At 67.2% G+C, this 19,578-nt stretch carries 17 protein-coding genes; 9 read left to right on the top strand and 8 right to left on the bottom strand.

The features are described from left to right. Positions 1-347: 347 nt before the first annotated feature. From VF643_RS13810 to VF643_RS13790, 5 genes are read right to left on the bottom strand one after another with little or no spacing between them, the layout of a single operon-like run. Entirely contained in the window at positions 348-902 is a 555-nt protein-coding gene (locus tag VF643_RS13810; RefSeq protein WP_331043964.1) for a DUF3237 domain-containing protein, read from the bottom strand. Beyond that, a complete protein-coding gene (locus VF643_RS13805; protein WP_331043963.1) occupies positions 877-2,523 on the bottom strand; it encodes a glycoside hydrolase family 3 protein in 1,647 nt (548 codons plus the stop codon). The genes VF643_RS13810 and VF643_RS13805 overlap by 26 nt, the downstream gene beginning before the upstream one ends. Continuing rightward, positions 2,520-3,845, bottom strand: coding sequence for an MFS transporter (locus VF643_RS13800; protein ID WP_331043962.1), 1,326 nt, complete (start codon positions 3,843-3,845; stop codon positions 2,520-2,522). The genes VF643_RS13805 and VF643_RS13800 overlap by 4 nt, the downstream gene beginning before the upstream one ends. Beyond that, a complete protein-coding gene (locus VF643_RS13795) occupies positions 3,842-7,219 on the bottom strand; it encodes a glycosyl hydrolase (protein WP_331043961.1) in 3,378 nt (1,125 codons plus the stop codon). Before VF643_RS13795 ends, VF643_RS13800 begins: the two co-directional genes overlap by 4 nt. Positions 7,220-7,254: 35 nt before the next feature. Beyond that, entirely contained in the window at positions 7,255-9,591 is a 2,337-nt protein-coding gene (locus VF643_RS13790; RefSeq protein ID WP_331043960.1) for a TonB-dependent receptor, read from the bottom strand. Positions 9,592-9,793: 202 nt separating this feature from the next. On the opposite strand from VF643_RS13790, the gene VF643_RS13785 reads away from it, so the two are divergent. Next, a complete protein-coding gene (locus VF643_RS13785) occupies positions 9,794-10,807 on the top strand; it encodes a LacI family DNA-binding transcriptional regulator (RefSeq protein ID WP_331043959.1) in 1,014 nt (337 codons plus the stop codon). A gap of 212 nt (positions 10,808-11,019) precedes the next feature. Here the strand turns inward: VF643_RS13785 and VF643_RS13780 are convergent, their stop codons facing one another. Together VF643_RS13780 and VF643_RS13775 are read right to left on the bottom strand one after the other, a co-directional pair. Then, on the bottom strand, positions 11,020-11,787 hold the full coding sequence (locus VF643_RS13780; protein ID WP_331043958.1) for an SDR family NAD(P)-dependent oxidoreductase: 768 nt from the start codon (positions 11,785-11,787) through the stop codon (positions 11,020-11,022). Continuing rightward, positions 11,784-12,554: an IclR family transcriptional regulator gene (locus VF643_RS13775; protein ID WP_331043957.1), complete on the bottom strand. Its 771-nt coding sequence runs from the start codon at positions 12,552-12,554 to the stop codon at positions 11,784-11,786. The genes VF643_RS13780 and VF643_RS13775 overlap by 4 nt, the downstream gene beginning before the upstream one ends. 88 nt (positions 12,555-12,642) lie before the next feature. On the opposite strand from VF643_RS13775, the gene rhmD reads away from it, so the two are divergent. The 8 genes from rhmD (at position 12,643) to VF643_RS13735 (ending at position 19,196) form a co-directional block, all read left to right on the top strand. Next, positions 12,643-13,827, top strand: a complete 1,185-nt coding sequence (gene rhmD / locus VF643_RS13770; protein WP_331044154.1) for an L-rhamnonate dehydratase — start codon at positions 12,643-12,645, stop codon at positions 13,825-13,827. An 11-nt stretch (positions 13,828-13,838) separates the two neighbouring features. Next, the gene (locus VF643_RS13765; RefSeq protein WP_331043956.1) at positions 13,839-14,696 is read left to right on the top strand and encodes a fumarylacetoacetate hydrolase family protein; all 858 of its coding nucleotides are present in this window, start codon (positions 13,839-13,841) and stop codon (positions 14,694-14,696) included. After that, positions 14,693-15,442, top strand: coding sequence for an SDR family NAD(P)-dependent oxidoreductase (locus VF643_RS13760; RefSeq protein ID WP_331043955.1), 750 nt, complete (start codon positions 14,693-14,695; stop codon positions 15,440-15,442). Before VF643_RS13765 ends, VF643_RS13760 begins: the two co-directional genes overlap by 4 nt. 23 nt (positions 15,443-15,465) lie before the next feature. Then, positions 15,466-16,374 carry an amidohydrolase family protein gene (locus VF643_RS13755; RefSeq protein WP_331043954.1) on the top strand — a complete coding sequence of 303 codons (909 nt, stop codon included), beginning with the start codon at positions 15,466-15,468 and terminating at the stop codon, positions 16,372-16,374. 9 nt (positions 16,375-16,383) lie between these two features. Further along, positions 16,384-17,439 carry an L-rhamnose/proton symporter RhaT gene (rhaT, locus tag VF643_RS13750; protein ID WP_331043953.1) on the top strand — a complete coding sequence of 352 codons (1,056 nt, stop codon included), beginning with the start codon at positions 16,384-16,386 and terminating at the stop codon, positions 17,437-17,439. A gap of 287 nt (positions 17,440-17,726) precedes the next feature. Next, the gene (locus VF643_RS13745) at positions 17,727-18,026 is read left to right on the top strand and encodes a recombinase family protein (RefSeq protein ID WP_331043952.1); all 300 of its coding nucleotides are present in this window, start codon (positions 17,727-17,729) and stop codon (positions 18,024-18,026) included. Between the two features lie 247 nt (positions 18,027-18,273). Continuing rightward, the gene (locus VF643_RS13740) at positions 18,274-18,912 is read left to right on the top strand and encodes a recombinase family protein (RefSeq protein WP_331043951.1); all 639 of its coding nucleotides are present in this window, start codon (positions 18,274-18,276) and stop codon (positions 18,910-18,912) included. After that, positions 18,861-19,196 (top strand): hypothetical protein, encoded by a 336-nt coding sequence (locus tag VF643_RS13735; RefSeq protein WP_331043950.1) that lies wholly within the window; start codon positions 18,861-18,863, stop codon positions 19,194-19,196. Before VF643_RS13740 ends, VF643_RS13735 begins: the two co-directional genes overlap by 52 nt. Here the strand turns inward: VF643_RS13735 and VF643_RS13730 are convergent. Next, on the bottom strand, positions 19,183-19,578 hold a 396-nt coding region (locus VF643_RS13730; RefSeq protein ID WP_331043949.1), incomplete at its 5' end, for a transposase domain-containing protein. The two genes, VF643_RS13735 and VF643_RS13730, sit on opposite strands and share 14 nt — an antisense overlap.

Raw genomic sequence — 19,578 nt, 5'->3', positions numbered from 1 at the left:
CGCAACGCGCGTCTCTACCTGATAAGGCACCTCAGCCAGCCCTACCCCCATCGAGCCGCTCGCGTCGCCACCACAGTTCCAGAACGCCGCCGTTCATGATCGCGGATTCGAGCGAGGAACGGCTCGGTCAGCTGCACCCCGTTCAGCGCGCGCGACGGATGTAGATCGCGCCATTGTCCTCGCCGCCGGATAGGCGATCGGCGTAAATCGGCGGAATATGATCCGCCCGGTAGCTCGCCAGGTCGGGTCGGCGGACATCGCTGAACAGCCCCGGCGTCGACAAGGATGTGGTAAGGCCGTGTCGAGGCGCAGTGAACTGCGCCGTTCCCCGGTCCCTGCCTGGGAATTCAGTCGAGGCGATAGATCCTGAGTTCGACCATCTCCGGATGACGCATGCCGATCGCGACGAATACACGCTGGCGCAGCCAGTCATGCCGCCCGGCGGGCAACGCGAAGCGCGGGGTCGTGCAGAAATAATACAGACCGGGGTCCAAGACTTCGCCGGCAGCAAGCCGAGCGATGATCTCTGGCGAAGCGACCCGCACGCCGGGATTGTCGATTTCGACCACGGTTCCGTCGCTCGCCTGCATCGCATAGCGCGCGTGGATTCCGGTCGTGCCATCCGAGCCGATCGTCTGCCGGTCGCCGCCGCCGGGCAGGACGATGCCGCTTAACATTGGACCGGACACCGTACCGCCGGTAATCGGGATGAAACGCCGCCGGCCGGCGGGGACAGTACCGAGTTCGACCGGCGGTCCGAGCGTTACGATCAAATCGAAGGCATGCGTCAGCAAAGGCACGACGGCGCGGGCTGATGTCTCTACCACGTCGGACCCGTGACGGGCGCTGCTGCGAGGGCAAGGACGGCCGGGATCGTCAAAAGCGCGCGGCCGCCTGCCCACAGAAAGGATCGACCGGCGACACGCCGGGGAACGCGGCCTCGCCAGTCAGGGCAGCGACCAGCGCCGCCTGCACCGCCGGAATCGCGCTGTAAGCATTGACATAGGTCGGGACGTCTGGCGCCTCGTATAGTAGATAGGGATAGCCGAACGACACCATCACCGTCGGGATGGCTGGCCAAAAGCGCGTCATCGCCTTTTTCGCGCCGCCATGAAGCGCGACCCAGTCGATCCGGTTGGACGCGACGACCGGTGTCGATTCGTGGCCGACGAAATAGAGCAGCAGGTCAGTGTCTTCGCGGGTCGGCGGATGAGCGGGATCGTACCGACGCACCACGAACCCCGCCGCTTCCAGCCCGGCGATCAATGGCGCAAATGATCGCTTCGGCGCGCCATCGATGAAGGTCGGCTCTTCGCCCTCGTCGAGCAGCACAACGCGGCGGAATGCCGCCGGGTCGAGCGGCAGCAGCCCGGCCACGTCCTTGACCAGTGTCAGCGAGCGGGCAGAGGTGCGCGCGGCAAGCGCGACATGTTCAGGCGCGCGCAGGGCCGGCGAATTGTCGGGCAGGCGCTCGGCCGCTATCGTCCGGTGCAGCCCCAGCCGCGCCTTCAGCGTCAGGATGCGCGTGACCGCCTCCTCCAGCCGCGCCTCGGACAACAGCCCGGCGCGCAGCCCGGCCTTCATATGCGCGATGTCAGCAGCCGGGGCGCGGCTGAACAGAAACATGTCGCAGCCATTCTCAATCACCGTGGGCACGGCATGACCGCGGTCCATCCACGTGGTCATGCCCGCCATGACGGTGGCGTCGCTGACGAGCAGGCCGTCGAACCCGAGCTCGCCGCGCAGCAGATCGACGTTGAGCGCGCGTGAGAGCGAGGCGGGAACGAACGCGTCGCGGCCGATGGCGACATCCCAGGCCGGCAGCGCGATGTGGCCGGCCATGATCGACAGCAGCCCGTCGTCGATCAGCGTGCCGTAGATCGTGCCGAACACCGCGCGCCAGCGCTCCATCGGTAGCGGGTTGACGGTGGTCAGCAGATGCTGGTCGCGATCGTCATAGCCTTCGCCTGGCCAGTGCTTGGCGGTCGCGGCGACCCCTTCGGCCTGGAGCGCGCGGACGTAGCTGCGCGCCTGCGCCAGCACGCGCGCCGGATCGGACCCGTACGAGCGCGTGCCGACGATCGTGCTTCGGAAGGCGGCATTGACGTCGACCACGGGTGCGAACGACCAGTTGAAGCCCATCGCCAGGCTCTCGCGCGCGACCATCCGGGCGATCTCGGCGGTCAGCGCGAGATCGTCGCATGCGGCGATGCCGAGCTGGTTGGGAAAGGCGGTGGCGAAGCCGAAGCTGATGCCGCCGCCCTCGATATCGCCGCTGACCAGCGGCGGGACGACGCTATGGTCGAGCAGCCGCCGGGTGACGTCGCGCGCGGTCGCCAGGTCCGATTCCGGAAAGCGGTGATAAGCCCCCGCGCCGAGCGCGATCAGCGCATCCACCTCCGCGGGCTCGCTGTCGCGAACGGCGAAGTTGAACAGCTGCGCGATCTTTGCGTCGGTCGAAAGCCCGTCGCGGGTCCGCGCCACCCATGCGGCGTCAGCGGGCGGGAGCGGAGGCAGGCTCATGCGGCCGCCTCGCGCGGCAGGATGGCGCGCGGGTGATGGATGAGGGCGAGGGCGATGAAGCCGAGCGCCAGCGGCGACATGACGGCCGAAACCAGCGCGATCGACAGCGGCAGGGCGGCGGGATCGGCGAACAGCCGGTCGGTCGCGAGCGCCACGAGCGTGGGGCCAAGGCCCGCGCCGATCAGGTTGACGAACAACATCATCACCGCCGCGATCTGCGCGCGCATTCGGTTGGGGGTGATCTCCTGCAGCGCTGCATAGCCGCCACCGAACGGGAAGCCGGCGAAGAAGTTCATCACGCCGATCAGCGTCAGCGCGAGTTCGGGCGTCGGCGCCAACGGAAAACCGATCGTCACCGGAATCAGCACAGCGAAACCGATCGTCGCCGCCCACAGGTTGGCGCGCAGGTAACCGCGACGCCGCAGCGTGCTCGCCAACAGCCCACCGCACACCGTGCCGGCGGTGCCGCAGAGGAACACGACCAGACCGTAGCGCAAGCCGATCTCGGCCGGGCCCCAGCCGAACTTGCGCGCGAAGAACGCCGGGATCCAGGCGCCGGTGCCGTTACCGACCAGGATCATCAGCGACAGGCCGCCGATGATACCGATATAGCTCCAGCGGCGGGCGCGGAGATGTGCGCCCATTTCGGCGAATGGCACGGCCCGGGGCGTGCCGACGCTGCCGCGGCGCGCCGGCTCCCGAATCGAAAAGGCGAGCAGGCCGAGCAGCAGACCGGGCGCGCCGACGATCAGGAAGGTCGCCTGCCAGGGTTTCACGGCGCCCAGCAGCGGCAGCGAGAGCGGCGACAGACCCTCCAGCCAGACGATCACATAGCCGCCGATGACCAGCGCCATGCCGCCGCCGATATAGATGCCCATCGCGAAGATGCCGAGCGCCAGCGCGCGGCGTTCGGGGCCGAAATAATCCGACAGCATCGATTGTGCCGAAGGGGTCAGCCCCGCCTCCCCCGCACCGACTCCGATGCGCGAGACAAACAACATCGCAAAGCTGCGGGCCATGCCGCACAGCATCGTCATGAAGCTCCAAGCCAGAATCGACCAGGCTATGATGTTGCGGCGGTTCGAACGATCGGCCAGCCGCGCCATCGGCAGGCCGACGACGACATAGAAGAGCGAAAAGCTGATCCCGTAGAGGAGGCTCATCACGGTGTCGCTTGCGCCCAGATCGCGGCGGATCGGCTCGACCAGCAGTGCCAGCACCTGCCGATCGACGAAGGCGAAACTGTTTGCCAGGGTGAGGATCGCGAGCACGTACCAGGCATAGGCTCCATGCCCAGCGGGATCGTCGGGTCGTCCGGTCATGGAATCGCGACCTCTCTATAGGGATGCAACGTAACCGGCCCGATCAACCCGGCCGGGAGGAGAGGATCACCGGCGCGCGGCTGCCAAGGCTTGCCGAAATGCAGTTCGGGGGTGACGAAGCTGGTGCGGTCGGCCCTGCCCGCGTCACCGATCAGGCGATTGAGCCAGGTGTTGGTGACCGCGATCACCAGCCGGTTTTCGCCGGGGCGGACTGCGTCGGTCACGTCGATCGCGAAAGGCGGCTTCCACAGCGTGCCGAGCCGGCGGCCGTTGGCCGTCACTTCAGCCAGATCGGCGACCGAGCCGAGATCGAGCCGCCAGCGCACACCGCGATCCCGCGGCAGCCGGAAGCGCGCGGTGTAAACCGCGGTGCCGGAGAAATGGCGGATATCATCCTCGGCACTCATGTCCCAGTGCGCAAGGTCGGGCCAGGTGCGCTCGCCGATGCCCGGGAAGGCCACGCTCCAGCCGATGACCGACGGCGCCGGCGGCAGCGGCGACACGGCAAGCGGGACGGTCCGGCCTGACAGGCGGCGAGCGGTCCAGGCACCGGCGGCATCGCTCGACAGGAACTCGCGGCCGTCATGCGCCGCCAGTCGGGCCTGGGCCGGCCCCGCGACCGTGACGACCGGATCGCCCACCCCGCCGGGTTCGATCATGACGAAAATCGCGTCGCGCGGGGCCAGCGAGAGCGTGCATTGCGTTCGACCGAGGTCGTTACGCCACGCCACCAAAGGCTCGGTGGTGGCGTCGTCGGGCCGCCAGACGTGCGGACGTCCGCGCGCGCGCAGGTCCGCCGTAACCGCCACCGCGCGGTCGCTCGTGTTGCTGACGTAATAGAGGTCGCCCCCGGGCGCCGAGCGATGCGTCCATTCGATCGTCGTCGCGGCATCGCCCTCGAACAGCGCGTCGGGCGAACAGGTCCGCGCCAGCAGCGCCGGCAGCGCGCTATACGGCAGCAGCCGCATCGATCCCGCCGCCTTGCGCAGCCGAGCGTCCGTCGCCCCGCCGTCCGCGCCCCCCGCCGAGAGGGTCGGCGCGCGACCGACGATCGCCAGCCCCGCCTGCCCCAGTGCCGCCAGCCGTTCCGTCAGTTCGGGCGTCATCCGATCCGCATCGGGCAGGATCAGCACGCGATAGCGCATGCCCCCGGGCAGGATCAGTGCGCCGTCCTCGACCCGCGCCAGCCGCATCAGCGCGTCGCGATTGATCGAATCGTGACGATAGCCGGGCGGCAGCGCCACCGGCAACGCATCGGCCAGGATCGATCGGGCCGGGATATCTTCGCCGATGAACATGGCGACGTCCGCGACCGGTTGCCCGACCTGGAGCAGCGCCTGCGACCGCGCGAGATAGTCGATCCACGCCTTACCCGGTTTCCACCAGGTCTGCGTCCGGCCGAAGAAGGTGCCGACCCCGGACAGGGTGACGCCGGGCGCGCGATCCAGGAACGGCTGGTGCGCATAGACGTGCAGGTAGAAGCGGTTGATCCCCTGCGCGAAATGATGGTCGCCGCGGGCTTTCAGCATCCACGGCGTCTCGTCCCATTTCAGATCCCATTCGGTGAACGCCTCCGCGCCGACGATCCGGCGGCCGTGGATGTGGGCGGTCGATACGGCGTCGGCGATGTCGTGCGGTTTCAGGTTCTGCGGCGAGCGAAGCCAGAACTCGCCCATCGGCACATCGACGTGACGGCCGTAATCGAGTCCGTCCGCGATCATCGTTGGGTTGACCGTCTCGCCCGAGAAGAGGCAGCCATGCGCCTTGGCCTGTGCTGCCATCTCCCCGAAAAAGGCGTCGGAGACCAGTTCGGCGATGGTGCGACGGACGTCGAACAAGATGCGTTCGATCGCGTCGGCGCCGCCAATCGGCACGCCAGCCAGGATCGGAAGGTGCGGCATCAGGCCGTAGCCGCGCCGCATCTGGAATTCGGCGGCGAAAGCGGGCGTCCAGTTCTGGCTGCCAGCCTCCCAGCTGTCGACGTGGAAGACGTGAAGCACGCGGCCGGCCAGTTCCGGCCCGACAGTCTCCAACGCGCGGCCGAACCAGCCGGCGAACTGCACGCGCGCCGCCACGCGGCTGAGCTTGTCGCATTCCAGGCCCTTGCCCCCCCCGGCGATTGAATTGGCCTTGCCGGTCGAGGTGTGGCCGATCCGGACGACGGTCCAACGCCCCGGCGGCGGCCGCCAGTCGAGCAGGCCGTCGGTGCCGAGCCGGCCGGTCAGATCGACGATCGCGTCCGCCGCGACGCATGCCTCCGGCGGCAGGACCCGATCGGTGAGCCGGTCGGCGGCGCCCCAGGATTCGCCGGTGCGCAGCGGCAGTAGTGGCACCCGCGCGCGGCCGGACAGGTGGAGCCCGCTCAACCGCAGCCGCGGATCGCCGGCGTGGTAGAGATCCTCACCATGCGCCGCCGCCGCCTCGGGCACGTGACGGAAGCGAAAGGCGCGCGCGCGGGTCGCAGGCAGCGCGTGGGTGGCGCTCGTCAGCCCCGTCTCCCAGCCGTGGCGGGGATAGTCGAGCCGGCCGACCGGGCGCCACGCGGCGCCGTTATCGCTCGCCTCGACAATCAACCGGTTGGCTGCGCGCTGCACGCCGGGAAACGGACCAGGGAAAGGCGGCGTCCGCACCGTCACCGATCGCAGCGTGAACGGCCGGTCGTAACGCAGCACGATGTCCCCGGCCGCGGCGCTATCGATCACGATCTGCGTATTGGCCGGATCGGCCAGCCGATCGGCGTCCGCACCGGCCAGGCTGCCGGAGACCCGCGGCATGCCGGTCGGTTCCTCCCAGGCGGCGGGATGGCGATAGGCGACGATCCGCAGGTCACGGTAATGACCCGCCACGGTCGGCGGCTGCGCAGGCCGGATCGCCGCTGCGCCGCCGGCCGCCTCGGTCTCCGACCAGGTTAGCCGCTGCATCGACAATTCGGGCGTGATCCACGGCCCGCTCGCCGTCGCCCAGCCATCGCACGCGTTCATCGCCATTTCGAGGCCGAGCCGCCCCGCCTCGGCTACGGCGAAGTGCACCAACTCCCACCATTGTGGCGTCAGGCTCTGCGCGGCGGGCTTGACGATCGTCTCCGGTCCCGGCCCACCGATCGAAAACAGCATGACGGTGCGCAGGCCAGCATCGCGCATCGCTTCCAGATCGGCCGTGATGCCGGCGCGGCTGACATTGCCGTTCATCCAATACCAAAAGATGCCGGGCCGTGCCTCGGGCGGCGGCGCAGCGAAGATTTGGGCGAGGTCGGCGAACCCGACCTCCCCTGCTCCGCCCCGCTCGGTCGCCGCGCCCGCCGCCAGCGACCAAGGGACCGCCACCCCCGCCGCCGCGAGCTTCAATATGTCGCGGCGGGCGGCTCCGTCCATCATTGCGTCCCCAGCAGCGGCGCGTTTGCCACGCGGCTTCAGAAGCTCGTGCTGAGACGCACGCCACCGTAGGCCCGGTAATCGCGCGGCAGATACCGAGTGGCCAGCACGCGATTGACCGTGCCGGCCGGCGCTCCGAACGAAAAGGACGTCGTATTGTCCGTCAGCTGTGTAAAATACTGCTGGTTGAACACGTTGTTCACGAACACGGTCAGCTTGTATCTCTCATCGGGGCTCGCGAAAGCGGCCGACAAATTGACCAGCGCATAGCTCTTCTGCACCGGCAGCGGGTCGCCCAGCACGTCGAAATTGACCGCGCTCTGCCAGGTCACGTCGCTGCGCAGGCTGACGCGAACCGCATCGATCGGCAGCCTGTATTCGGCACCCAGATTGCCGCGCCACTTCGGCGTATAGCCGAGCCCTTGGCCCGAGAGGTTCTGGATGCCGCCGACACAGCCCTGCGCGGCAGTCTGGCCACCGTAGCAAGGGGCAGTCGTGAAGTTCTTGAATTCGGCGTCGGTATAGGCGCCAGCCATGTCGAGCCGCAACGCGTCGCCGATCCGCGCGACCAGTTCGGCCTCGACACCCTGCGTGGTCACCTTGCCCGCCGAAGCCAGCCGGAAAATGAAGAAGCCGTTGCCGTCGTCGACCCGCGTCTGCGCCTGATAATCCTGGTAATGGGCGCGGTACAGTGCGACGTTGAACGTGATTCGCCGGTCGAGGAACTGACTCTTCAGGCCCAGTTCGAAGCTGTCGACCGTTTCGGGCTTCAGCGCGGCGAACGGCAGGGTCGGATTGGTCGCCGCATTGTACGGCAGCGCGGGATTGGGCCGCACCGTCGGCGCGTCGGTGTCGAACGCCTTGCCCTGATACCCGCGTGCGTACCGGCCGTAGACGCTGACATCGGGTTGTACCTCATATTGCAGGCTGGCGTCGCCGAGCACGACGTCATCGCTGTCGTTACCGACCGAATTGTTGGTGGGCGTCAGGCGATCGAGCAAGGAATAACGGATTTCCTCACGATTGTAGCGCAGTCCGCCGGTGGCCGTCAGCGCATCGCCGGCGCGAAACGTCGCGCGAACATAGGCTGCGTAGTTGCGCAGGCCGGTGTCGCGCTGGCGGCTGAATGGCGCGACGCCAGCCCTGACGAAACTGTAGTCGGCCGTCGTGTCGAGATAGTATGCGCCCAGGATGTAGGAGAATGGCTGATCCGCCAACGAGACGAAGCGGAACTCCTGGCTGAACGTCTCGGTCGGCAAGGTTGCACGCTGGGTGCCATCGAAGCCGGCCGAGCGCGAGATCGCCGCCTGCGTTACGCCGAGCACGTCCTGGACCTGGTCGATGTCCTCGTGCTGGTAGCCGGTGATCGACAACAGCTGGTTCTCGCCAACATCGAGCGCCATGCGCAGCGACGCCGCACGCGAGTCCGAGCGCTGGTAACCCCGTACCGGCGACGCGATGAAGCGGTTCGTCCCGTCAAAAACGATGCCGGCGCCTGCCGCCTGCTGAAACGGCAGGCCCAGCCGGTTGGCATTGGGCGAGAAGGACTGGGTGATCGGCGCCGCGCTCTGGTCGTTCAGATGCTGGAGGAAGCCGGTCAGCGTCGCCTCGAACGCAGCGGACGGCTGCCAGCGCAGCTTGACGCGACCGCCATAGGATCGGCGGCCGTAGTAATCGTCGGTCACGATATTCCTGACGACTCCGCGGAAGGTGTTGGCATAGCCGCTGGCGCTGGCCGACAGCGTTTCGCCGAGCGGCCCCGACACATAAAGCTGGCTGCGCAACTCCTGGTCGCTGGTCGCAGTCAGATCGGCCTTGGCGGTGAACACGTCGCTGGGCGCACGGGTCACGATGTTGATCAGACCCGCCGACGCGTTGCGCCCGGAGATTGTCGACTGCGGCCCACGCAGCACCTCGATCCGTTCGATGTCGGCGAGCTCGTTGAAGCCCTGCGCCTCCGGGGGCTGGGCGATGTCATCGACGACCACGCCGACCGCCGCGGGAATGCCGGGGGCGAGGTTGTTGGAATAGACGCCGCGCATCGAGATGGTGCTGTGGATCTGGCCGCTGGCGGGCGTGAACGACACCGATGGCGCGAGCTTGGTGAGATCCTCCAGCTTGGTGGCGCCGGCGTTGGCGAGTGCGGCCGGACCGACAACGTTGATCGCGACGGGCACGCGCTGCACGTTTTCGGCGCGCTTCAACGCAGTCACCACGATGTCGCCGCTGCCGATGTCGTCCTGTGCGGCGGAGGCCGGGTCGGCGGTCGGCGCGGGTTGGGCCGTGGTGCCGGTCGTGGCGTCCTGCGCCGATGCGCTGGATGCTGCAGCGAGCGCGGCCAGCGATGCGGCCGCGGCGAGTGAAAGACGCTTCATCGGTATCCTCCCCAATCAGGCAGGCATGGCACCTGCGAGTCTGCTATCGATCTAGTGTCGGTATAGCGCTATACCTAGCCGTTGCGTTCCTGCTGTCAATGGTGTTTGTGGCGGCCGTGGACAGGTTGTTTTTTTGCAGAGTGAAGGCTTGACCGAAGCGACGCGCGTCAGATCGAACCGGCGAGGCGGCAAGGGCGCAACGATGCGCGACGTCGCCTTGCGCGCAGGCGTATCGCAGATGACGGTATCCTTCGTCGTCAATGGCACCAAGAACGTCAGCAGCGGGACGCACCACCTCGTCCGCGAAGCGATCGAGGCGCTGGGCTATGTGCCCAATCGAGCGGCGCGTAGTCTTGCCAGCGCCGAAGAAATGCGGATCGGCTTGCTCCATTCGAACGTACCGAACGCGTTCCTGAGCGAACTCCTGACCGGCACGCTCAACGCCGCGAGCCGGCTTGGCCTGCAGATTCATCTAGAGAAATTCGATCCGGGACGGCCGGATCTGCTTGTCGCGTCGATCGAGCGGCTGGCGGCGGCAGGTGCCAACGCATTGCTGCTGCCGCCGCCCGTGGGCGAACATGCTGCCGTGAGTCCCCTCTGGCGGGCTTGCGACATGCCGGCCGTCGCCGTGGCGCCGGGTGCCAGCCTTTCCGGTATTGCGGCCGTCAGGAACGACGAGCGTCAGGCTGCGTGCGATATGGTATCGCTGATCTTCGATCACGGACACCGACGGATCGGGATCATCACGGGGCCGCCGTCGCACAGCGCCAGCCAGGCGCGCCTGGACGGCTATCTCGCCGCGCACGCAGAACGCGGCCTGACGGCCGACCCGAGTCTCGCGGTTCCAGGCAGCTTCGATTTCACCTCCGGCATCGACGGGGCTGCGACGCTGCTGGACAGCGCCGACCCGCCGACCGCGATCTTCGCCAGTAACGATGCGATGGCGTCGGGCGTGATAGCGCTCGCCCATCGCCGCAGGCTGGACCTTCCCGGGGATCTTTCCGTCGCGGGCTTCGACGACACGCCGATCGCCACACAGGTGTGGCCGACGCTGACGACGGTCGGCCGTGACGTCACCGCGATGGCGGAGAAAGGAGTCGAGATGCTGGCGGCGATCCGCCGGTCTCACACCTCCGGCGGGGGTTGCCCGATCGAGGATCATATCGCCGAATACCGGCTGATCCGGCGCGACTCGGTGGGACCGCCCCGACGCTGACAGCCTGGCGGAACGTCGCCGGCCAACGGTTCGGTTGACAGATCAGGCGCGGAGACATCGCTCGGACACGCTGGCGCAATGCCGCCTGTTCCATCCGCAATGTCCGGCGCAGCATCACCTCGGAATAGGTGCCGTCATCCATATCCTCGAAGAGGAAGTGCGGCAGCCGGCTGCGCGCCAGGCGCGATGGTCGAGCGCGCACGCGGCACGGCTCATTGGAGGTTGACGAACATGCCGCCGTCCACAAGCAGTGCCGCACCCGTCACGTAGCGGGCGAGATCGGAGAGCAGGAACACCACCGGCCCCACCAGGTCGTCGGGTTGGCCCAGGCGGCCCAGCGGCACGCGGGCCTCCATCGCGCGGCGCTTCGTCTCGTCGGCCAGATCATCCTTGTTGATATCGGTCAGGATGGTACCGGGCAGAACCGAATTGCAGCGGATGCCGTGCCGGCCGAGCGCGATGGCGGTCGATTGCATCAACGAATGCACGCCCGCCTTGGTCGGCGTGTAATGCGTCTGGTTTTCCCCGCCGACCAGCGCGGATATCGACGATACGGCGACGATCACGCCGCCGTTGCCCTGCTCGACCATCCGATTGGCCGCCGCTTGGACCATGAAATAGGCGCCGTGCAGGTTGACTCGCATCGTCCGTTCGAATGTCGCGACCGGCATGTCGAGGAAGGCATGGAACGGGCAGATACCGGCGTTGTTGACGAACGCGTCGACCCGCCCGAACGCGGCCACCGCCGCCGCGACAAACGCCGTCGCGGTTTCTGGCTCTGCCACGTCCCCCTTCACCGCGATCGCGCGGCGGCCGAGCGCCTCGATCTCGGCCACCGCGCTGTCCGCTCCGGCATCATCGCCATGATAGTTGATTGCGACATCGGCACCCTGGCGCGCCGCGCCGATGGCGACGGCACGGCCGATGCCGGCCGATGCGCCGGTGACGAGAACGCTTTTCCCTTCGAGCAGCACGGTCATCCTTTCGATTCGGGCGGGGCGGGGGCGCCCAGATCGCGGCTGATCGCCGCTGCGGCAGTTCGGACGTCGCCCGCGAGGCAGGACATCCGCGCGTCGTCCATATATTGCGCGGCGCTCGACACGCTGATCGCGGCGACGATGCGCCCGCCCGCGTCGCGCACGGGCGCGGCGACGCAGCGGATCTGATCCTCATTCTCCTCCAGATCAAAGGCATGTCCGGAGGCGGCATAGTCGCGCATGCGCCGCTCCCATTCGGCATAAGAGCCGCCGGTACCATCGGAGAGGTGGCGTTCCGCCCAATAGCCGACCGGGCGATCGAGGATCAGCGCCTTGCCCAGGCCGGTCGAGGTCAGCGGGTGGCGATCCCCGACATGGCTGCGAATGGTGATCCGCCGCTGCCCGGCGATCTTGTCGAGATAATAAGCCTGATTACCGTCGAGCACGCCGAGATGGATGGTATCGCCGGTCGCCGCCGACAACGCTTCGATATGCGGCCGGGCGACCTGAACGAGATCGACCTGGAGCTGCGCGGCATGGCCGAGTTCGAGCAAACGTGGCCCCAAGCGATAGCCAATCCGCGGCGCCATTTGCAGATAACCACGCTCGACCAGGGCGCTTGCGAGCCGGTGAGTCGTGCTGCGGGTAAAGCCGAGGCGGAGCGCTAGTTCCGCCAGCGGCAGGCTGCCGCCGGCCACGGCCTCGATCACGTCGAGGCCGCGCAGCAGGGTCTGGCTGCCCGGCTGGGCTATTGACGGAAGCTTTCCCATAATCTAAAAGATAGTCCCACATGATGGAACATATTGCAAGCGGGATGTCGCTGAGGACGATGTTTGCATGAGGGGTGAGGCAGGCGGCATGGCGCTCTCGAAGATCAGGCATGTACGTGCCTTCGTCGTGCGGGGCGGTGGGGCGGACTATCACGATCAGGCGGCCGGCCACTGGATCGACGATCACATCGCGACCCCGATGAGCCGCTATCCCGAATATCGCCAGAGCCGGCAGAGCTTCGGCATCAACGTGCTGGGCACCCTCGTCGTCGAGATTGAGGCCGAAGACGGCACCGTTGGCTTTGCCGTTACCACAGGCGGCGAGCCAGCCGCCTATATCGTCGAGAAGCATCTCGCACGCTTCCTCGAAGGCCGAGACCCGGCCGACTACGAGCGCATCTGGGACCAGATGTATTTCTCGACGCAATATTATGGCCGTAAGGGGCTGGTCGTGAACGCCATCTCCGGCGTCGATCTGGCGCTGTGGGATCTGCTCGGCAAACTCAGGCAGGAACCGGTCTACAAGCTCCTCGGCGGCGCGGTGCGCGATGAACTGCAATTCTACGCCACCGGCGCCCGACCCGACATCGCCAAGGATCTCGGTTTCATCGGCGGTAAGCTGCCGCTGCACCATGGCCCCGCCGAGGGGCTGGACGGGCTCAAAAAGAACATCGCCGCGCTGGCGGAGATGCGCGGCCGGGTGGGCGACGATTTCTGGCTGATGCTCGATTGCTGGATGGCGCTCGATCTCGACTATGCCACCCGCCTTGCCATTGCGGCGCACGAACATGGCCTGAAATGGATCGAGGAGGCGCTCTCGCCCGACGATTACTGGGGCTATGCCGAGCTGAAGCGCAACGTGCCGCGCGGCATGCTGGTGACAACCGGCGAGCACGAGGCGACGCGCTGGGGCTTCCGCATGCTGCTCGAGATGGACTGCTGCGACATCATTCAGCCTGATGTCGGCTGGTGCGGCGGAGTCACGGAGTTGCTGAAGATCTCGGCGCTGGCCGACGCGCACGGCAAGATGGTCGTGCCGCACGGATCGTCGGTCTATTCCTATCATTTCGTCATCACGCGCCATAACAGCCCGTTCGCCGAGTTCCTGATGATGCATCCGGGGCCGACCGAGGTCGTGCCGATGTTCGCGCCGCAACTGCTCGGCGAGCCGGTTCCGGTCGACGGCCGGATGAAGGTCTCCGCGCTCGACAAGCCCGGATTCGGTGTCGAGCTCAATCCCGACGTGGCCCTGCACCGCCCCTATACTCGCTGAGGATCACCACCATGAAGATCTGCCGTTATGGCCCGCGTGGCGCCGAAAAGCCCGGCATCGTCGATGCAGACGGCCGCATCCGCGACCTGTCCGCCCTCGTCGATGACATCACCCCCGCGACGCTGGCCGCAGCGATGGCGGCCGATCCCGCGGCGCTGCCGGTGGTGACGGGCAGCCCGCGCTACGGCGTGCCGCTGAAGGGCATTGGCAAGATCGTCGCGATCGGCCTCAATTACGAGGACCATGCGATCGAATCCAACCTGCCGATCCCGACCGAACCGGTCATGTTCATGAAGTCGCTGTCCAGCCTGACCGGGCCGAATGACGAGGTGATGCTGCCAAAGGGCGCGACCCACGGCGACTGGGAGGTCGAGTTGGGCGTGATCGTCGGCAAGACCTGCCGCTATGTCGAGGCAGCCGACGCGCTGGATCATGTCGCCGGTTACGTTCTCGCCAACGACGTCTCCGAACGGTTCAACCAGAAGCAGCGCGGCTCGCAATGGTCCAAGGGCAAGGGGCATGACACCTTCTGCCCGGTCGGCCCTTGGCTGGTGACGCCCGACGAGGTTGGCGATCCTCAGGATCTGGACATGACGCTCGACCTGAATGGCGATCGGATGCAGACCGGCAACACCCGGACGATGATCTTCCCTGTGCGTGAGATCATCGCCTATCTGAGCCGTTATGTGACCCTCTTTCCCGGCGACCTCATCATCACCGGCACGCCGCCCGGCGTCGGCGAGGGCAAGAAGCCCGACCCGATCTTCCTCAAGGCCGGCGACGAGATGCGGCTGTCGATCGCGAAGCTCGGCACTCAGATCCAGCAGGTCGTCGCGTGGCACTCGCTCGGCGACGAGGTGCTGGCGTGAGCGCATTCGCCGGCCGCTTCGCCGGCCGCACCGCCGTCGTCACCGGAGGCGCATCGGGGCTGGGCGCGCAGGTGGGGCGCCGCATTGCCGCCGAGGGCGGCACCGTCGCCCTGTGGGATCTCGATCCCGACGCGCTGGCCATCGCACAGCGCGAGACCGGCGCGGTCCATGTCGCCGCGCTCGACGTGTCGGACGCGGGCGCGGTGAGTGCCGCGGCGGCAGCGACGGCCGCGGTGCTCGGCAAGGTCGACATCCTGGTCTGCTCTGCGGGCATCACCGGGGCGACGGTTCCGGTCGAGGAATTCCCGATCGACAGCTGGCTGCGGGTGATCGACGTCAACCTGAACGGCCTGTTCTATTGCTGCCGGGCGATCGTGCCGCACATGGTCGCGAACGGATATGGCCGCATCGTCACCGTCTCGTCCGTCGCCGGCAAGGAGGGCAATCCCAACGCTTCGGCCTATTCCGCGTCCAAGGCCGGCGTGATCGGGTTCACCAAGTCGCTGGGCAAGGAACTGGCGACCAAGGGCGTGATCGCCAACGCCATCACCCCGGCCACGTTCGAAAGCCCGATCCTCGCACAGCTACCGCCCACGCAGGTCGATTATATGCGCGGGAAGATTCCGATGGGCCGGCTGGGCGAGGTGCATGAAACTGCGGCGATGGTGTGCTTCATGGCGAGCGAGGAGTGCAGCTTCACGACCGCCGCGACCTTCGACACGTCGGGCGGCCGGACGACCTTCTGACCGCGGCAGGGCCAAACATGCTGATGCGCGACATCCCTTTCGTCGATGCCCATGTCCATCTCTGGGATCTTGGCCGGCTGCGCTATCCCTGGCTGACCCCCCCCTTTGCCGAGGACGGTCCCAACGGTAGCGTCGCGCCGATCGCCCGCACCTATCTGCTGGACGATTATCTGGCCGAGGCGGCCGCGTGGAGGGTCGCCGGCCTCGTCCATGTCGATGCCGGCGCGCATGCCGAAGACGCGCTGGCGGAGACCGAATGGCTCCAGGCGATGGCCGACGCGCGCGGGCTACCGAACGGTATCGTCGCCTTTGCCGCGCTCGACGGTCCGGCGGTTGAAACGCTGCTGGAACGGCATGCCGCGCACGGTGCGGTGCGCGGCATACGCCATATCGTCAGCTGGCACGCCGATCCTGCCCGCACCTACACGCCACGCGACGTGACCGGCGATCCGGCGTGGCAGCGGGGCTTTGGCCTGCTGGCACGCTACGGCCTTTCGTTCGATCTCCAAGCGTATCCGGGCCAACTTGCTGTGCTGGCGGCACTGGCGGCGCGTCATCCGGAAACGCAGATCATCGTCAACCACCTTGGCATGCCGGTCGATGGCGGGGTCGCGGGACGTGCGCTGTGGGTGGCGGGCATGACCGCGCTCGCCGCTTTGCCCAACGTCGCCGTCAAGCTATCCGGCTTTGGCTTCGTCGCACGGCAATGGAGTGCGGCGGATGCACGCCCCTTTGTGCTGGAGGTGATCGACATGTTCGGCACCGACCGCTGCCTGTTCGCGAGCGACTTCCCGACCGATCGCCTGTTCGCCGGCTTCGACGCGACGCTCGACGCATATGCGACCATCATCGCCGGATTCAGCGAGGCGGAACGGCGCGCGATGTGGGGTAGAAACGCCAATCGACTCTATCGCCTCGGCCTCGAACTTTAGGGAACGCGCATGGCCAATCCGCTTCTCGGCGTCCTGTTTCACTGGCTCGGCGGGTTCGCGTCGGCCAGCTTCTACGTGCCCTATCGCGGCGTGAGGCGGTGGAACTGGGAAATTTTCTGGCTGACCGGCGGAATCTTTTCCTGGCTGCTGGCGCCATGGTTCTTCGCCAGCGTGCAGACCAGCGACCTTGCCGGCGTACTGGCGCATACACCGGCAAGCACCGCCGGCTGGTGCGTATTGTTCGGCATGCTATGGGGTTTTGGTGGCCTGACCTACGGCCTCACGATGCGGTATTTGGGGCTGTCGCTCGGCATGGCGGTGGTGCTGGGGCTCTGCACCGTCTTCGGCACGTTGATACCGCCTATCTTCCAGGGCGACTTCGCGGCCCAGCTGCTCGACACCGCCTCGGGTCGAACGGTCCTCCTCGGCCTGGCGGTCACCCTGCTCGGCATCGTGGTCGTCGCGCTGGCGGGGGCGAAGAAGGACGCCGAACTTCCCGAAACGACGGTGAAGGCCACGATCGCCGAATTCGATCTGCGCAAGGGCATCGCCGTCGCGATTTTCTCGGGCGTCATGTCGAGCTGCTTCGCTTTCGGGCTGGCGGCAGGCGAACCGATCAAGGCCCTGTCCGCCGCCGCCGGCACCGGAGCGCTGTGGACCGGGCTGCCGGTACTGTGCCTGGTGATGTTCGGCGGACTCGTGACGAACGGGATATGGTGCACCTGGCTGATCGCGCGGAACCGGAGCGCCGGGCAGTGGATCGGGCGAGGCATCGAGCGGCCGCCGCTCCTCGCGAATTTCCTGCTCTGCGCGCTGGCCGGCATCGCCTGGTATTTCCAGTTCTTCTTCTACACCATGGGCGAGAGCCAGATGGGTAGCTTCGGCTTTTCGAGCTGGACGCTGCATATGGCGAGCATCATCATATTCGGGACGTTATGGGGATTCGCCTTTCGCGAGTGGAAGGACGCCAGACCTCGCGTGCGGGCGATGGTATGGTCTGGCATCGGCCTGCTGGTGTTGGCGACGATAATCATCGGCTATGGCAACAGTATCGCTGTGGCATGACCGACGCGGCTATCCCACAAGCCAGGTATGGAAACCCTAAACGAGCATTTCGAAGATGTGCCCGATGACGGGGGACAGCTACGTCAGCCTACCCAGGAGGGAGCGGGCCCGGCGTACGCGTGCACCGGCTCGCCCGATCTGCTGGCGTTTGTGAAGGTGCTTGCGCGCGACCTGGCGCGAGCCGATGTTGCCGCCGACTCACGTCGCACCCGCAATCCGGATCTGCAGGACAGCGCATGTCCGCAAAAGACAGCCTCCGCCGCGCACTCGACCGACACGCAACGGCGATGAAGAAGGTCGCCATCTACGCCCGCTACCGTTCGGACCGCCAATCCGAACATTCGATAGAGGACCAGGTCCGCCTTTGCCGCGAGCGCGCGGACCGCGAAGGCTGGTCCGTCGTCGACGTCTTCCCTGACTTCGCGCTGTCCGGCGCGACCCGCGACCGCCCGGGGCTCAACGCGATGCTCGCGCGGGTCGGCGAGTTCGACGTCATACTCGCGAGGCGCTCGACCGCATCAGCCGCGACCAAGAGGACGTGGCCGCGATCTGGAAGCGCGTGGAGTTCGCCGGCTGCAAGCTGGTGACCGTGTCAGAAGGCGCGATCGGCGAGCTGCAGATCGGCTTCACCGGCACCATGTCCGCCGTGTTCCTGAAGGGGCTGGGGGAGAAGACCCGCCGGGGCGAGGTGGGCCGGGTCGTGGCGGGCAGCATCCCAGGCGGCCTCTGCTACGGCTACGAGACAGACGTCGAGGTGCTGGCGAACGGCGAAATAGACCGCGGACGGCGGCGGACCGTGTCGGGGCAGGCCGAGACCGTCCGCCGTATCTTCGCGTGGCGCGCCGAGGGCGCAGCGTCAGCTTCATCGTCAGGCAGCTCAACTCCGAGGGCACCCCCGGCCCGAGCGGCGGCGCATGGCGGATATCGACCATCTGCGGGAGTAGGCAGCGCCGCAACGGCATCCTCCACAACGAGCTCTACGCTGGCAGAATCGTGTTCAACCGGCAGCGGTTCATCCGCGACCCGGTGACGCGCAACCGCGTATCGCGCCCGAACCCCGAGAGCGAGTGGAAGGTGCAGAAGGTGCCGGAACTACGAGTTGTCGATCAGACGCTCTGGAACTCGGTCGCCGACATCGAGGGCGCGCCCGAGCACGCGGTCGGCCTGCGGCGGACCCCATCGAAGCGACTGCTTCCCGGACTGCTCAGGTGTGGAGTCTGCGGGGGAACGTTCACCGTCATCGGCGCCGAGCGCTGGGGCTGCAGCACCGCCCGCGCAACGGGCACCTGCGCCAACACGCGCACGATCAGCACGCCGCAACTCGAGCACCGCGTGCTCGATGCGCTTCGCCACCGCCTCCTCCAGCCAGACCTCGTTGAGGCCTTCGTCGGGAGTACAGGCAAGCGAGTGAGGAGAGCCGGATGGCCACCGCGGCCGGGCGCACGAAGGTCGAGCGCTCCCGCGCTAAAGTGACAGGCAGGATCGAGCGGCTCACGGACATGATGGCGGACGGCATCGGCGACTACATCGAGATGAAGGGGCGCTTGCAGGCTGCGCTCGCAGAACGCGCCGAGATAGACCGGCGGCTGGAGGACATCGAGGTCGCGCCCGCGATCGCGCTGCAACCAAACCTGGCGGAGGCGTACAGGCGCAACGTCGAGAAGCTGGCCGAGGCATTAAACGCGCCCGAGATGGCGGCAGGCGAGGCACGCCTGGAGCGTAAGCCTTCGGTGAGGGGCGCTGCTATGCTGCCTTGAGCATGGCGGAAGACGCTAGCCAGTTCCAAGGCAGCAGCTCGGCGAGGCGGTGCTGGAGCATGTCTGCGATGCGGGCGAGGACGTCGGCGAGCCAGGCCTGCGGGTCGACGTCGTTGAGCTTGGCGGTGACGATCAGGGAATACATGAAGGCGGCGCGTTCGCCGCCGCGATCCGAGCCGGCAAAGAGCCAGGTTTTGCGGCCGAGGGCCGCGCCCCGCAGGGCGCGCTCGGCGCTCGCCATTGTCCTCGGACCAATGGCGGACAAAGGCTCGCTGTTGGTGAGGCAGATGCGGCCGTCGTCGAGGAAGCGGGTAAAGGCGGGCCAGCGGCCGAGCATGTAGTCCATCGCCTTGGCGACGGGGTTGTGCTTGGACATCTGCGC

Source organism: Sphingomonas sp., from assembly GCF_036387595.1.
Lineage (GTDB): Bacteria > Pseudomonadota > Alphaproteobacteria > Sphingomonadales > Sphingomonadaceae > Sphingomonas.
Note: the sequence above shows the minus strand (reverse complement) of the source record. Positions and strands in the feature narration are given on the sequence as shown.